The sequence below is a fragment of the Pseudomonas sp. GW822-FHT04H02 genome (genome assembly GCF_058800645.1).
In genome coordinates this window covers 162,592-176,577 of the sequence record NZ_JBXAMM010000004.1, presented here as the reverse complement: position 1 = coordinate 176,577, position 13,986 = coordinate 162,592, and the positions used below count along the sequence as shown (strand labels likewise).

The 13,986-nt window shown below is 64.8% G+C and carries 11 protein-coding genes; 8 read left to right on the top strand and 3 right to left on the bottom strand.

Features of this window, described 5'->3' with window-relative positions; translation table 11 throughout:
• The first annotated feature begins 29 nt into the window (after positions 1-29).
• From AC1RMG_RS18385 to AC1RMG_RS18365, 5 genes are all read left to right on the top strand, one after another.
• A complete protein-coding gene (locus AC1RMG_RS18385; RefSeq protein ID WP_015635941.1) occupies positions 30-1,421 on the top strand; it encodes an MFS transporter in 1,392 nt (463 codons plus the stop codon).
• 43 nt (positions 1,422-1,464) lie between these two features.
• Positions 1,465-2,388: a ketopantoate reductase family protein gene (locus AC1RMG_RS18380; RefSeq protein ID WP_019094484.1), complete on the top strand. Its 924-nt coding sequence runs from the start codon at positions 1,465-1,467 to the stop codon at positions 2,386-2,388.
• A gap of 138 nt (positions 2,389-2,526) precedes the next feature.
• Positions 2,527-4,002, top strand: coding sequence for an aldehyde dehydrogenase family protein (locus AC1RMG_RS18375; protein WP_011061755.1), 1,476 nt, complete (start codon positions 2,527-2,529; stop codon positions 4,000-4,002).
• A 138-nt stretch (positions 4,003-4,140) separates the two neighbouring features.
• The gene (locus tag AC1RMG_RS18370) at positions 4,141-5,379 is read left to right on the top strand and encodes an OprD family porin (RefSeq protein WP_401018483.1); all 1,239 of its coding nucleotides are present in this window, start codon (positions 4,141-4,143) and stop codon (positions 5,377-5,379) included.
• A 267-nt stretch (positions 5,380-5,646) separates the two neighbouring features.
• Entirely contained in the window at positions 5,647-6,360 is a 714-nt protein-coding gene (locus AC1RMG_RS18365; RefSeq protein ID WP_011061753.1) for a GntR family transcriptional regulator, read from the top strand.
• 4 nt (positions 6,361-6,364) lie between these two features.
• Here the strand turns inward: AC1RMG_RS18365 and AC1RMG_RS18360 are convergent, their stop codons facing one another.
• The 3 genes from AC1RMG_RS18360 to AC1RMG_RS18350 form a co-directional block, all read right to left on the bottom strand.
• On the bottom strand, positions 6,365-7,315 hold the full coding sequence (locus tag AC1RMG_RS18360; protein ID WP_493169824.1) for a PDR/VanB family oxidoreductase: 951 nt from the start codon (positions 7,313-7,315) through the stop codon (positions 6,365-6,367).
• Between the two features lie 55 nt (positions 7,316-7,370).
• Positions 7,371-8,429 (bottom strand): Rieske 2Fe-2S domain-containing protein, encoded by a 1,059-nt coding sequence (locus AC1RMG_RS18355; protein WP_493169822.1) that lies wholly within the window; start codon positions 8,427-8,429, stop codon positions 7,371-7,373.
• Between the two features lie 276 nt (positions 8,430-8,705).
• A complete protein-coding gene (locus tag AC1RMG_RS18350) occupies positions 8,706-9,854 on the bottom strand; it encodes a MalY/PatB family protein (protein ID WP_443691668.1) in 1,149 nt (382 codons plus the stop codon).
• Between the two features lie 383 nt (positions 9,855-10,237).
• Between AC1RMG_RS18350 and AC1RMG_RS18345 the strand changes: the two genes are divergently transcribed.
• The 3 genes from AC1RMG_RS18345 to AC1RMG_RS18335 all read left to right on the top strand — a co-directional run bounded on the left by AC1RMG_RS18345 (position 10,238) and on the right by AC1RMG_RS18335 (position 13,980).
• Positions 10,238-11,485 carry a hydroxymethylglutaryl-CoA lyase-like TIM-barrel protein gene (locus AC1RMG_RS18345; protein ID WP_194237705.1) on the top strand — a complete coding sequence of 416 codons (1,248 nt, stop codon included), beginning with the start codon at positions 10,238-10,240 and terminating at the stop codon, positions 11,483-11,485.
• Positions 11,478-12,425 carry an AEC family transporter gene (locus AC1RMG_RS18340; protein WP_077934337.1) on the top strand — a complete coding sequence of 316 codons (948 nt, stop codon included), beginning with the start codon at positions 11,478-11,480 and terminating at the stop codon, positions 12,423-12,425. Before AC1RMG_RS18345 ends, AC1RMG_RS18340 begins: the two co-directional genes overlap by 8 nt.
• A 514-nt stretch (positions 12,426-12,939) precedes the next feature.
• Positions 12,940-13,980, top strand: coding sequence for an ABC transporter substrate-binding protein (locus AC1RMG_RS18335; protein WP_011061749.1), 1,041 nt, complete (start codon positions 12,940-12,942; stop codon positions 13,978-13,980).
• Positions 13,981-13,986: the final 6 nt, after the last annotated feature.

Genomic DNA, 13,986 nt, shown 5'->3' with positions numbered 1-13,986 from the left:
ACTCACCAGAAGAATAAAAAGAGGTGGTTATGAACACGACTTCGGTCACTGCTGTGATAGATGACGCGCCCCAGCCGGCGCGTTCCGGTTCCACCCACGCCGACATCGGCACCTTGCTCGACCATGGCCCCTTCACCGGCATGCAGAAGCTGGTGGTGTTGCTGGCGGCGCTGTCCATCGTCATGGACGGCTTCGACGGCCAACTGATCGGCTTTGCCATTCCGCTGATGATCAAGGAGTGGGGCATCACCCGCGAGGCGTTCGCTCCGGCGGTGGCGGCCGGGCTGATCGGCATGGGCATTGGCAGTGCCTGCGCCGGTCTGTTTGCCGACCGGTTCGGCCGGCGCATGGCGATCATTGCCAGTGTCTTCGTGTTCGGTGCGGCCACTTGCGCCATTGGCCTGGCGCCCAATGCGCTGGCGGTGGCGGCCCTGCGTTTTATCGCCGGGCTGGGCATCGGTGGCGCGCTGCCCAGCGCCACCACGGTGACGGCCGAGTTCACCCCGGCGCGGCGGCGTACCCTGGCGGTGACGGCCACCATTGTCTGCGTACCCCTGGGCGGGATGCTGGCGGGGTTGTTCGCCTCCCATGTGTTGCCGCTGTACGGCTGGCGCACCCTGTTTTTCATCGGCGGCAGCCTGCCCATCGTCCTGGGCTTTGCCTTGCTGGCGACGCTGCCGGAGTCGCCGCGCTTTCTGGCGCGCCGGCCCCAGCGCTGGAACGAGCTGGGCACCTTGCTCGGGCGCATGGGCCGGCCGATGGCGGCGGGGGTGGTCTACACCGATGCCCTGGAGCAGAAGAGCGAGAAGCAGGGTGGTTTCCGCGCCTTGTTCGCCCTGGGCTACGGGCGTGACACCCTGGCCCTCTGGGTGGCGTTCTTCATGTGCCTGACCGCGGTCTACAGCGCCTTCAGCTGGCTGCCCACCATGCTGCTGTCCGAAGGCCTGGAGCTGTCGGTGGCCGGTTCCGGGCTGACCGCCTACAACCTGGGCGGGGTGATCGGGGCACTGGTGTGCGCGGTGGCCATCACTCGCTGGGGTTCGTTCTGGCCGCTGCTGATCTGCTGCGCCGGCGGCGCGGCCAGCGCCTTCCTGTTGCAGGTGGTGGACATCCACCAGGACACCGGGCTGCTGATCTTCGGCTTCGGCGTGCACGGCCTGTTCGTCAACGCCGTGCAGTCCACCATGTTTGCCCTGTGCGCCTTTATCTACCCCACCAGTGTGCGCGCCACCGGCACCGCATCGGCCCTGGCCTTCGGGCGCCTGGGGGCGATTCTCAGTGCCTTCGCCGGAGCCCTGGTGATTACCCAGGGCGGCGCCAACGGCTACCTCACGCTGCTGGGGTCGGTGATGGTCATGGCGCTGCTGGCGCTGCTGATCGTGGGCCGGCACATTCCCCGGCGCCTGCCGGGCCAGTCATGAACGCGGCCCGGTGCGTGAACCGGCCACTCAAACAGGAGGTTCGATGAACATCACCATTCTTGGCGCGGGCGCCATGGGTTCACTGTTTGGCGGCCTGCTGGCGCAAAGCGGCCAGCAGGTGACCTTGCTGGACATCAACGACGGGCACCTTGCGGCGATCCGCAGCGACGGCCTGCTGCTGGCCACCGACAGCGGCGAGCGGCGCATTACCGGCCTGCACGCCTGCCGTCCGGAGCAGGCCACGGGGCACCCCGACCTGTTGCTGGTCTTCACCAAGACCCTGCACACCGACAGTGCCTTGCGCAGTGTCGCCGGGCATATCGCCGGCCACACCCTCGTACTGACCCTGCAGAACGGCCTGGGCAATGCCGAGGCGCTGTCCCGGCATGTGGCCCCGCAGCAGGTGCTGATCGGCATGACCAACTGGCCCGCCGACATGGTCGGGCCGGGGCAGGTGCATTCCCACGGCCAGGGCATGGTGCGGGTGCTGGCCCCAGGCAGCCGCGAGCGCAACGCCAGCCAGGAGGTGGCGGCGGTGCTGGACGCTGCCGGGCTGAACTGTGCGGTGGACCCGCAGGTCTGGACCTCTATCTGGGAGAAGGTGGCCTTCAACGCCGCCTTGAACAGCCTGTGCGCCGTTACCGGCTGCACCGTGGGCCAGCTGGACGCAGCGCCGGAGGGCGTGGCCCTGGCCCGGTCCATTGTGCTGGAGGTGGTGGCGGTGGCCAGGTCCCAGGGAATAGAGCTGGATGCCCAGGGCTGCCTGGACAGTGTGGCGTTCGCCATTGCCCATCACCGCACCCACAAGCCTTCGATGTTGCAGGACGTGCTGGCAGGGCGGCCCACGGAGATCGGCTCCATCAATGGCCAGGTGCTGGAACGGGCGCGGCAGGCGGGGGTGCCCGTGCCCCACACCGAAACCCTGCTGGGCCTGCTGCGCCTGATCGAAAAACGCGCCGCCTCGTAGGAGCCGGCTTGCCGGCGAAGAGGGCCTTGGGGCTTGTGTGGTGCTGGCGGGCGCCTTCGCTGGCAAGCCAGCTCCTGCATACGCCGGCTTTTGTGTGACACATCGGTTTATGAACGCTGTTCCATGAGGAGATTTTCCATGAGTGATTCCAACGCGGTCTATCGCGACCTGCACCTGCAACCCATCGCCGGACAGTGGCGCGCCGGCGCCTCCGGCAAGACCCTGGTGGTGAGCAATCCATTCGACGGTGCACAGCTGCTGGAACTGGCCCAGGCCAACCGCAGCGACCTGGACGCGGCCTACGCCAAGGCCGCCCAGGTGCAGCCGCAATGGGCGGCCCTGGGCCCGTCCCAGCGCGCGGCGGTGCTGCACCAGGCGGTGGCGATCTTCGACCGGCGCCAGGAGGAAATTGTCGACTGGATCATTCGCGAATCCGGCAGCACGCGGATCAAGGCCCTGGCCGAGTGGGGCGCGGCGCGGGCCATCACCCTGGAGGCGGCGTCCTTCCCGGCGCGGGTCCACGGGCGGATTGTCGAATCCGATGTGCCGGGCAAGGAAAGCCGGGTGTACCGCAGCGCCCTGGGGGTGGTCGGAGTGATCAGCCCGTGGAACTTCCCGCTGCACCTGACCCAGCGCTCCATCGCCCCGGCCCTGGCCCTGGGCAACGCGGTGGTGGTCAAGCCGGCCAGCGATACGCCGGTGTGCGGCGGCCTGCTGCTGGCCAGGATCTTCGAGGAAGCGGGCCTGCCCGCCGGGGTGTTCAGCGTGGTGGTGGGCGCCGGTAGCGAGATCGGCGATGCCTTTGTCGAGCACCCGGTGCCGGCGCTGATCACCTTCACCGGCTCGACCCCGGTGGGGCGCGGCATCGGCCGCATCGCCAGTGGCGGCGAGCACCTCAAGCACGTGGCGCTTGAATTGGGGGGCAACAGCCCGTTCGTGGTACTGGACGATGCCGACCTGGAACAGGCGGTGAACGCCGCGGTGTTCGGCAAGTTCCTGCACCAGGGGCAGATCTGCATGGCGATCAACCGCATCATCGTCGACGAGCGCCTCTATGACGCCTTCGCCCAGCGCTTCGTGGCCCGGGTCAAGCAGCTCAAGGTGGGTGATCCGCAATCGCTGGACACAGTGATCGGCCCGGTGATCAACGCCCGCCAGTTGCAGGGCCTGCAGGACAAGATCGCCCTGGCCCGCGAGCAGGGCGCCGAGCCACTGTACGAGGGCGGGCAGAACGGCAACCTGCTGGCGCCCCATGTGTACGGCGAAGTGCGTGCCGACATGGACCTGGCGCGCAATGAAATCTTCGGCCCGCTGGTGGGGCTGCTGCGCGCCCGGGACGAAGCCCATGCCCTGGAGCTGGCCAACGACAGCGAATTCGGCCTGGCCAGTGCAGTGTTCACCGGCAACCTGGAGCGCGGGGTGAACTTCGCCCGGCAGGTGCGCGCCGGCATGACCCACATCAACGATGTGCCGGTGAACGACGAGGCCAACGCGCCCTTCGGTGGCGAGAAGAACTCAGGCCTTGGGCGCTTCAACGGCGACTGGGCGATTGATGAATTCACCCGGGACCACTGGATCAGCCTGCAGCACCGGCCGCGTCAGTATCCCTTCTGACCCGGCACCTTTGAATAACGCCCGGCCGCCCTGGCCGGGCTTTTGAGCATCCGTGAGCGCGCGGGCCCTTGTCGGCCTGTCGGGCACGGCTGCGCCTATGAAAAGCGGAGAACAATAATAATGAACACCCGTCATCCGATGCAGTGCCGTTCCCTGGTGGGGGCTTGCTTGTCCGTGGGCCTGTGCGTGCCCGCCTGGGCCGCCGACGACAGCGGTTTTTTCGAGGGGAGCAAGACCGACCTGCTGCTGCGCAACTACTACTTCAACCGGGATTTTCGTGACCATGACGCGCCCAAGGGCCAGGTCGAGGAGTGGGCCCAGGGCTTTATCCTCAAGTTCAGCTCCGGCTACACCCCGGGCACCGTGGGCTTTGGCCTGGACGCCATCGGCCTGTTCGGCCTCAAGCTCGACAGCAGTCGCGAGACTAGCGGTTCGGAGTTGCTGCCGGTGCACGACGACGGGCGCGCCGCGGACAATTTCGGTCGCGCCGGAGCGGCCCTCAAGGCGCGGATTTCCGCCACCGAGTTCAAGGTCGGCGAGCTGCTGCCGGACATTCCACTGCTGCGTTATGACGACGGCCGCCTGCTGCCGCAGACCTTCCGCGGGGCCATGCTGGTCTCCCGAGAGATCAGCGGCCTGGGGCTGCAGGCCGGGCAGTACCGTGCCGTCAGCCTGCGCAACTCCTCGGACATGCAGGACCTTTCGGCCTGGGCCGCGCCCGGGGTCAAGTCCGACGGCTTCAACTACGCCGGTGCCGAATACCGCTTCAACCAGCAGCGCACCTTGCTCGGGGTCTGGCATTCGCAGCTGGAGGACATCTACCGCCAGAGCTACTTCAACCTGCTGCACAAGCAACCGCTGGGGGACTGGACCCTGGGGGCGAACCTGGGCTACTTCATCGACCGCGACGATGGCAGCGCGCGTATCGGCCGGGTCAACAGCCACACCGCCTATGGTCTGTTCTCCGCCTCCCGGGCCGGGCACACGCTGTACCTGGGGTTGCAGAAAGTCAGCGGCGACAGCCCCTGGATGTCGGTCTACGGCAGCAGCGGCCGGACCCTGGGCAACGACATGTTCAACGGCAACTTCAGCAACGCCGGCGAGCGTTCGTGGCAGGTGCGTTATGACTATGACTTCGCCGCCTCGGGGATTCCCGGGCTGCTGGCCATGGTGCGCTACGGTCGTGGCGACAGCGCCACCACCAAGGTTGGCAATGACGGCCATGAGTGGGAGCGCGATACCGAGATCGGCTACACCCTGCAGAGCGGCACCTTGAAGAACCTCAGCCTGCGGCTGAACAACGCCACCAACCGACGCAGCTTCAACAGCGACTTCGACCAGACCCGGCTGATTGTCAGCTACCCGCTGTCGCTCTGAAAACCCTGTAGCCGCTGCCGAAGGCTGCGAACGGCTTGGGCGGCATTCCGACGCAGCAGACGCAGCGATTCCACGGGCGCTGGAGGTCCGGCGGCAGATCGCCAGGCAAGGTCCTGCGGACCTTTGCGCAGCCTCGCCGAGGCTCGGCAGCGGCTACAAGGTAGCCGCTGTTTCGTGCTGCTTCGTATGGCTACGGCAATCTCGGGGTGCGTGTTGCGGGGGGGCTTGCGTTACTATGGCCGCCCACGTTTTCAGGAAGCTGCCCGGATGAGCAAACCCGGTCAAACGGTGCTGGTCGCGCTGCGCAAGATGATCGCCTCGGGCGAGTTGGCGGCAGGCGAGCGCTTGATGGAAGTGCCCACCGCCGAGCTGTTCGGGGTGTCACGCATGCCGGTGCGCATGGCCTTTCGCACCCTGGAGCAGGAAGGCCTGCTGGTGCGGTTCGGCGGTCGCGGGTTTCAGGTGCGCTCGGTGAGCGCCGAAGACATCGCCGGGGCGGTGGAGGTGCGCGGGGTGCTGGAAGGCCTGGCGGCGCGCCAGACCGCCGAGCGCGGGCTGTCGGCCGAGGGCCGGGCGATTCTCGAACGCTGCCTGGTCGAGGGCGATGCGCTGTTCGACAAGGGCTATGTCAACGAAGAGGACCTGGAGCTCTATCACGACCTCAACATGCGTTTTCACCAGGTGATCGTGGCGGGCAGCGGCAACCCGGCGATCGCCGATGCCCTGGCGCGCAACGACCACCTGCCGTTCGCCTCGGTCACCGCCCTGGCAGTAGACCGCCAGGACATGGCCCGGGAATACCGGCGCTTCAACTATGCCCACATGCAGCATCACTCGATATTCGATGCCCTGGTCAATGGCCAGGGTGCGCGGGCCGAGGCCCTGATGCGCGAGCATGCCAACGCCACCTTGCGCTATGCCGAGATCTTCGGCTCGGCCGTGGCCGACGAGCGCATGAGGCTGATCCTGCGCCCGCAGTGAGGCTCTACAGATCCAGCACCAGCAGCGGGCTCCTGGCCCGGGAACAGCAGGGCGTGAACTGATCGTTGCGCGCCTGCTCGTCCTCGGTGAGGAACAGGTCGCGGTGCTCCGGTACCCCTTCCAGCACCCGGGTCAGGCAGGTGCCGCAGATCCCTTGCTCGCAGGAAATCGGCACTTCGATGCCCTGGTCCTGCAGCACCTGGACCACGCTGCGATCGGCCGGTACCTGGAACACCTGGCCGCTGCTGGCCAGCTTCACCGCGAAGCTGGCGTCGGCGCTGTGGTCGATGGGCGCAGCGCTGAAATATTCGCGGTGCAGGCATTGCTCCTTCCAGCCCTGGGCCCGGGCGTTGTCCAGCACGTGTTGCATGAAGCCACCGGGGCCGCAGACATACAGGTGCACGTCGTCCCGGGGCCCGGCCAGGGCCTGGGCGATATCCAGGGCGGTGTCCGGTTGTTCGTCGAAATGCAGGCTCACCCGCTCGGCAAAGGGCGAGGCCTGCAAGCGCTGGACGAAGGCCGCGCGCTGGGCCGAACGAGCGCAGTAGTGCAGCTGGAAATCCGCGCCGCTGTGGGCCAGCTGTTCGGCCATGCTGAGGAGCGGGGTAATGCCGATGCCGCCGGCGAACAGCAGGCTGCGCCGTGCTGCGTGCTCCAGGGCAAAGAGGTTGCGTGGCTCGCTGATGCGCAGGCGCGTGCCCACCTCCAGTTGCTGGTGCAGGCTGCTGGAGCCACCGCGGGAGGCAGGGTCCTTGAGCACGCCGATCAGGTAGCGGTGGCGCTCTGCGGGGTGGTTGCACAGGGAGTATTGGCGCACCAGGCCGTTGGCCAGATGCACGTCGATATGGGCGCCGGCGCTGAAGGCGGGCAGGGGGCTTGCGTCGGCCGCGACCAGTTCGAAGCTGCAGATGTCCAGGGCTTCGTCGTGGCGCGCGGCCACCAGTACGTCGATCATCATCGGTCCTCGCCAGTGGCCGCATCCGGGCCGCCAGCCTGTCGGGTTCGGGGGGTTAACGGCTTGTGGCGATCAAGGGTTCCCGGGGCTCGCGCTCCTGGGCGATCAGCCGCTCCAGTACCCGGCGCGACTGCACGCCGCCGGCGTCGATATTGAGCTTGAGCAGGTTGCGCTGGGGCTGGGCGAGAAGGTTCTGCTGCTGGCGCTCAAGCATCTCCAGGTCCTCGCTGAAGATCTTGCCCTGGCCTTCGCGGATGCTCTCGGTGAGCGCCTGGTCCTGGGGGGTGAAGTTGCGCGCCATGCCCCAGAAGTACCAGATCGAGGTGTCGCTTTCGGGGGTGATGAAATCCACCACGATGCTCGACGCCTTGTACTGCGCAGGGGCGTCGTAGCCACCGTGGCCGGCATGGGCCACGCCGACTTCGATCAGCACATGGCTGGGCGGGCTGAAGCGGCAGATCTGCCAGCGGTCCACCGGCACGTCGTCGGCCAGCTGGTTGCCGCGCAGGGCCATGCGCCAGAAGGGCGGCGGCATGACGTTGTGCATGTGCCGGGCGGTGACCACCTGATCGCCGTCTACTGTGGTCTGCGGTGGCGCCTCGTCGATTTCCTTCTGGCCGATGCTGGAGGCATGCACGTAGGTTTCGTGGGTCAGGTCCATCAGGTTGTCGATCATCAGCCGGTAGTCGCACTGGATGTGGAACAACCCGCCGCCATAGGCCCATTGATCGTTGTCGGCCCATTCCAGGTGATGGATCAGCGCCGGGTCGGCCAGGGCCTGGTCGCCGGGCCAGACCCAGATGAAACCGTAGCGCTCCACCGCGGCGAAGGTCTTGTTGCAGGGGAAGCCGCGCACCCGCTGGCCGGGCATTTCCACGGTCTTGCCGTCGCCGCCCATCACCAGGCCGTGATAGCCGCATACCAGGTTGCCGTTCTCGACATAGCCCAGGGACAGCGGCGCGCCGCGATGGGGGCAGAAATCCTCGACGGCGGCTACCCGACCTTCATGGGCGCGGTAGAACACCATGTGTTCGCCGCAGATCTGCCGGCCCAGGGGCTTGCCCTGCAATTCATCGGGGGTGCAGGCAACGTACCAGGCATTCTTGGGGTACATGACGTCTCTCCAGGCGTTTGTTGTTTTTATTTAATGGATCCATTAAATGGTTGGCGCTCTGGGGGTGTCAAACAAATATGCTGATTTAGTGTTCGATAATCGGCTGCTATAGGGGTTTTGGATCCAGTGAAGGGAATTTATGGATCCACTGTTCGCGCGTCAAGGCGCGGCGCGCCGAAGGGCCGGTGGGCAGTTGCGGGGCGAGGCTGGGGGGCGGGCCGCAGCGCCAGGGGGATCTGGCGGCTGCGGTGTCGGGGACGAAGTGGGGTTGCAGAATCAGCGTCGTTGCAGGCTGTCCTGCAGGCGCTGGATGCCGTCTTCCAGCAAGGCCCGCGGGCAGCCGAAATTCAGGCGCACGAACTGCCCGCAGTCGTCTCCGAATTCCAGGCCGGCGCTGAGGCCGACCTTGGCTTGCTCGAGGAAGAAGGCGTGGGGGTCGTCGAGGCCCAGGGCGCTGCAGTCGAGCCAGGCCAGGTAGGTGCCCTGGGGCGCGTGCATGCGGATGCCGGGCAGGCGGGTCTGCACCGCGTGCAGCAGGTAGTCGCGGTTGGCCTGCAGGTAGCCCAGCAGGGCCTGGAGCCAGGGGCCGCCGTGGGTCAGGGCGGCCAGGGTGGCTTCCAGGCCCAGGGGGCTGACGCTGTCTACCATGCCGGCGCGGGCATTGTTGAAGGCCAGGCGGGTGGCAGGGTCCTGGATGATGGCGAAGCAGGTCTTCATCCCGGCGATGTTGTAGGCCTTGCTGGCCGACATCAGGGTGATGGTACGCCGGGCGATTTCCGGGCTCAGGGAGGCGGTGGGGATGTGCCGGCGGCCGTCGAAGCACAACTCGGCATGGATCTCGTCGGAAATGATCAACGCGCCCTGGTCCAGGCAGGCAGTGGCCACCGCCAACAGTTCGTCCCGGGGGAAGACCTTGCCCAGGGGGTTGTGCGGGTTGCTCAGGAGCATCGCGCCGGCGCCTTGCAAGGCCTGGCGCAGGGCATCCATGGGGGTGTCGTAGGTGCCGTCGACGGTGAGCTGGAACGGCACTTCGATCTTGTCCAGGCCCCAGTTGCCCGGGGCCAGGCGCAGGGGGCGATAGTTGGGGGTTTGCAGCACCACCTTCTGCTGCGGCTGGACGAAGGCGTGCAGGGCCATGTTGAACCCGGGCTCGACCCCGGGGAGGAAAATCAGCTCGTCGGGCCTGACGCGCCAGGCGTATTTGTCCCACAGGTCGGCGACCACCGCCTCGCGCAATTCGTCCCGGGCCACGCTATAGCCCAGCAGCGGGTGCTCCAGGCGCTGACGCAGGGCCTGAAGGATGCCATCGGCCACGGCGAAATCCATGTCCGCCACCCACATCGGCAGGACATCCTCGGGGTAGCGGCTCCATTTGGTGCTGCCGGTGCCATGACGGGGGTGCAGGGTATCGAAATCGAAGCTCATGAACGGATCTCGTCGGGTCGCGGGGGAGAAAGGAACTGATTCTAGCCTCACCTGGCGCTGACCGGCAGGCGCTCTAGGGCGGGCTCGCAGGCCAGTGGCCGGATGTTGACGGGCAGCGAGTGGAATACTGAAGTTTTCTAGTGTGTTGCCTGCCACTGAGTTAGTTGCTTGTTTAATTTGTGAAGTTGTTTTGTCGTTAATATCCAGTCAATGGTTTTTAATGTTTTTGTAGTTTGTTTGTGATTGTTTGTTGTTTTGTCTTTTAAGAATTGTCTTAGGTCGAGTTTTTGTTTGTTGCTATATCGTGTGTTGATTGTTGGGTTTTAATTTGATGTCTCAACTCAATGAGCAGGCAAGTAAAACAATCAGCAAGGAGCATAAAAATGATGGTTGAAAATGGAATTCGCTATTGTGATTACTCGGTCCCGCATCTGGTGGATGAAACGCTTAGAGAAGGCATTGAACGTACTGCCTTTCCGATCACGGTAGAGGCCAAGGTCGCAATCCTCAAATCCATGGTGGCGGCAGGCTTGAGGGATTTCGTGGTGGGTTGCGGCCCTGAGGAACCCCTGGTCTGGGACCGTCTGCATTTGGCTCGGGACGCCGGTGAGCTGCCGGCCGACACCCGGGCCACCTTCATTATTCTGCTCAACTGCTGGGAAACCGCTTTCGACTATTTCAAGGCTCGGGAAGCCCATCGCCAGTGGATCGCCGATACCGTGTTCAGCTTCGGCATGATCACCTATCGGCAGAGCACCGGGGAGTTCGAACGGGCCATCGAGGCCTTTCGCAGTATCGGCGCGGTCAGGTTCAAGGCCAGTGTGCTCAACAACTTCCGTGATGGGGTGTCGAACCGCAGTTACCAGGAAATCTGCCGGCAGATTGACTGGGCTGCCGGCCTGGGTGTGGAGATCATCAGGATTAACGATTCCGTGGGCTCATTGCAGCCTCACGTGACCCAATGGCTGTGTTCCAGGCTGGTGAAGGATTTCCCTCAACTGGTGTTCTGCCTGCATGCTCACAATGACAACGGGCTGGCGCTGGCCAATACCATGCAGGCCATTCATTCGGGCTTCCAGATGGTTGAAGGGTCATTGGCCGGCTTTGGCAATCGTTCCGGTATTGCCCCACTGGAACAAGTTGTGAAGTTGTGCCAGGCCAACAATATAAAACTGGGCTCCCTGGAACTTGATCTGCCGGGCCTGATCAGCGCCGCACATCAGTGTGAAGAGGCGTTTTTGCAATTGCCCAGTATCTATCGTGCGGTGAGTGGCAAGTTTGAAACGCTTTCCAACTACGGCGTCCTGAATATTCCGGACTTTCTCGAAACCAATGATGAGAAGGGCTATTTCGTCAACTATGTCGGCCTGCATCCGCAGACTTTACGGCAGGCTCTGGAGAACTATTCTTCGGCCGGGCTGGATGTAGGGGCTATTGCCGACCAGGAGCTGTGGGCCATAGTGGACAGCCTGAAAAACGAGATGCAGGCGTCCATACCCCATATCGAGTCCCAGTACCGGCAGGTGATGGGCGGGGTAATGGATTTCTATCGCGCGTCCACCTACACCCCTCGCCAGCTGGCGGTGTATGCCGAGCAGCGCATTTTCCGCAGGCGTGCGGCCCATGGATAAGGTCTTTACGGTGGTGATACCGCTGTTTGCCATGATCTTCGCCGGCTACTGGATAGTGCGGATCGGGGTGATCGCCAAGGACACGGTGAACGGCCTGGTGGGGGTGGTGTTCTGGCTGTTCCTGCCGTGCTTCATCTTCATCAAGACCCTGGGCACCCGAGACCACGGCGAGCTGGACTGGAGCCTGCTGAGCGCCTACTACTTGGCCTGCCTGGTGACCTTCATCATCGCCGTCGTCGGTGGCCGGCTGATCTGGGGCGGCAACGCCAGGGTGGCGGGCCTGCGGGGGCTGTCCTCGATCTCGGGGGTGGTGGGGTACATGGGCCTGCCGCTGATGGTCATGGCCTTCGGTGACGCAGCGGCGCTGCCGACCCTGATGATTACCATGGCCGACAACCTGGTGATCCTGGCAGGCGGGGCGTTGCTCATGGAGCTCACTGCCCAGCAGGAGGTTCAGGCCCGGCCGGATCTGGCCCGTGTATTGCTCACCACTCTGCGCTCGATTGTCAGTAACCCGCTGATCCTGGCGGTGGCGCTTGCGGGATTGTTCATCCTGCTGGAGTGGCAGTTGCCCGGCCCGTTGCAGATCTTTGCCACGCAGATGACCAACGCCACCGGGCCGCTGGCCCTGGTAGCCCTGGGTGCGGCCTTCGCGGTGCACCGCAACCACAACCTGATCCAGGGGGATTCCCTGGCCCTGGCGCTGTTGAAGGTGGTGCTGCTGCCGGTGCTGGTGTTCGTTTCGGCCCGTTATGTGTTCGACCTCAGCGACTTCCTGATCAAGATCGCGGTGATCATGGGGGCGCTGCCGGTGGCGGTGAACGTCTTCATCCTGGCCTCGCGCTACAAGACCTACGAAACCGAGGTGTCCAGCAGCATGCTGCTCTCGGCGGTGCTGGGCATCGGGGTAATCTCGGGATTGCTGGTGCTGCTGGACTGAAGCCCTGATCGACCAAGGTACCCCCGCAGGCGTGATATGCCTGCGGGGTGTTTTGCGTTATGCCGGCTGGCCCGATTGCGGCTTTTTTACCCCGGCTGTCCTCTAGGCAGCTTTTCCCTTGCCTGTGCCTCACAAAAACCTCGTTTCGCAACGCCCCGGGTTATGGAAACAATGAACCCCTGCATCCGCCTGCCCGACTGCCACGGGCGCTCCTGCGATGCACTGCCGATCGATTTGTTCTTCCTACAAAAACAACAGGGAGCAAGCGATGAACTGCCATTCGCGCATGACCACGGCCGGTTGCTCCGGACGGGTCGCCACTACACCAAACGATCAGGGCCGCAGAGCCCGCAACGGTGATGATCCGGCTACGCGGCCTGCGCCGCGCGAGCCCTTGCGCCGCTGACCAAGACTCGTAGTGCCTGGTGCTGTACCGCCCGTTGCATACGGTCGCTTCCAGGCTCTTGTTGTGCGGGTTCGTGCGGGCGAGCCGGCTTTCTTGAGGATGGGTTTCATGTCCAACACCTTGCGTTGCGGCGTTGCGTTGTCTTGGGTCTTGCTGTGCACCGGGGCTTACGCCCAGCCGCAGAACCTCACGGTCATTTCCTTTGGCGGAGCCACCAAACAGGCTCAGGAGCAGGCCTACTTCCAGCCATTCAACCAGAGCGGGGCGGCCCGGGTAGTGGCCGGCGAATACAATGGCGAGCTGTCGAAGATCAAGGCCATGGTCGATGTCGGCAAGACCAGCTGGGATGTGGTCGAAGTGGAGAGCCCGGAGCTGCTGCGTGGCTGTGACGAGGGTCTGTTCGAACCCCTGGACCTGGCCCGTTTCGGGGACCCGGCGCAGTACGTGCCCGGCACGTTGACCGAATGCGGGGTCGCCACTTATGTGTGGTCGATGGTCATGGCCTTTGCCCCGCAGAAGCTGGCGAAGGCGCCGCAGTCCTGGGCGGATTTCTGGAACCTCAAGGACTTCCCCGGCAAGCGCGGCTTGCGCAAGAGCGCCAAGTACACCCTGGAAATTGCCTTGCTGGCCGACGGTGTGGCGCCTGCCCAGTTGTATCAGGTGCTCAACACCCCCGAGGGCGTGACCCGGGCTTTTGCCAAGCTCGACCAGATCAAGCCCTACATCCAGTGGTGGGAAGCCGGGGCTCAGCCGCCGCAGTGGCTGGTGGCCGGTGACGTGGTGATGAGCGCAGCCTACAACGGGCGCATTGCCATGGCCCAGAAGGAGGGCATGCAGCTGAGTATCCTCTGGCCCCAGAGCCTGTACGACCCGGAGTACTGGGCGGTGGTCAAGGGCTCGCCGAACAAGGCCCTGGCCGAAGCCTTCATTCTGTTCGCCAGCCAGCCCCAGGCGCAGAAAGTGTTCTCTGAAAACATCCCCTACGGGCCGGTGCATCGTCAGGCGCTGCCGTTGCTGCCTGAGGCGGTGCAGCGGCAACTGCCGACCTTCGAAGCCAATTTGAAGGGCGCCAGGGCAGTGGATGCGGGGTTCTGGGTCGATCATGGCGAGGAGCTGGAGCAGCGTTTCAACGCCTGGGCCGCTCGCTGATGGAAA

Coding starts and splice junctions, on each gene's coding strand:
- AC1RMG_RS18380 (WP_019094484.1), top strand. CDS start 1,465: ATGAACATCACCATTCTTGGCGCGGGCGCCATGGGTTCACTGTTTGGC.
- AC1RMG_RS18355 (WP_493169822.1), bottom strand. CDS start 8,429: ATGTACCCCAAGAATGCCTGGTACGTTGCCTGCACCCCCGATGAATTG.
- AC1RMG_RS18340 (WP_077934337.1), top strand. CDS start 11,478: ATGGATAAGGTCTTTACGGTGGTGATACCGCTGTTTGCCATGATCTTC.
- AC1RMG_RS18360 (WP_493169824.1), bottom strand. CDS start 7,315: ATGATCGACGTACTGGTGGCCGCGCGCCACGACGAAGCCCTGGACATC.
- AC1RMG_RS18365 (WP_011061753.1), top strand. CDS start 5,647: ATGAGCAAACCCGGTCAAACGGTGCTGGTCGCGCTGCGCAAGATGATC.
- AC1RMG_RS18385 (WP_015635941.1), top strand. CDS start 30: ATGAACACGACTTCGGTCACTGCTGTGATAGATGACGCGCCCCAGCCG.
- AC1RMG_RS18370 (WP_401018483.1), top strand. CDS start 4,141: ATGCAGTGCCGTTCCCTGGTGGGGGCTTGCTTGTCCGTGGGCCTGTGC.
- AC1RMG_RS18335 (WP_011061749.1), top strand. CDS start 12,940: ATGTCCAACACCTTGCGTTGCGGCGTTGCGTTGTCTTGGGTCTTGCTG.
- AC1RMG_RS18375 (WP_011061755.1), top strand. CDS start 2,527: ATGAGTGATTCCAACGCGGTCTATCGCGACCTGCACCTGCAACCCATC.
- AC1RMG_RS18345 (WP_194237705.1), top strand. CDS start 10,238: ATGATGGTTGAAAATGGAATTCGCTATTGTGATTACTCGGTCCCGCAT.
- AC1RMG_RS18350 (WP_443691668.1), bottom strand. CDS start 9,854: ATGAGCTTCGATTTCGATACCCTGCACCCCCGTCATGGCACCGGCAGC.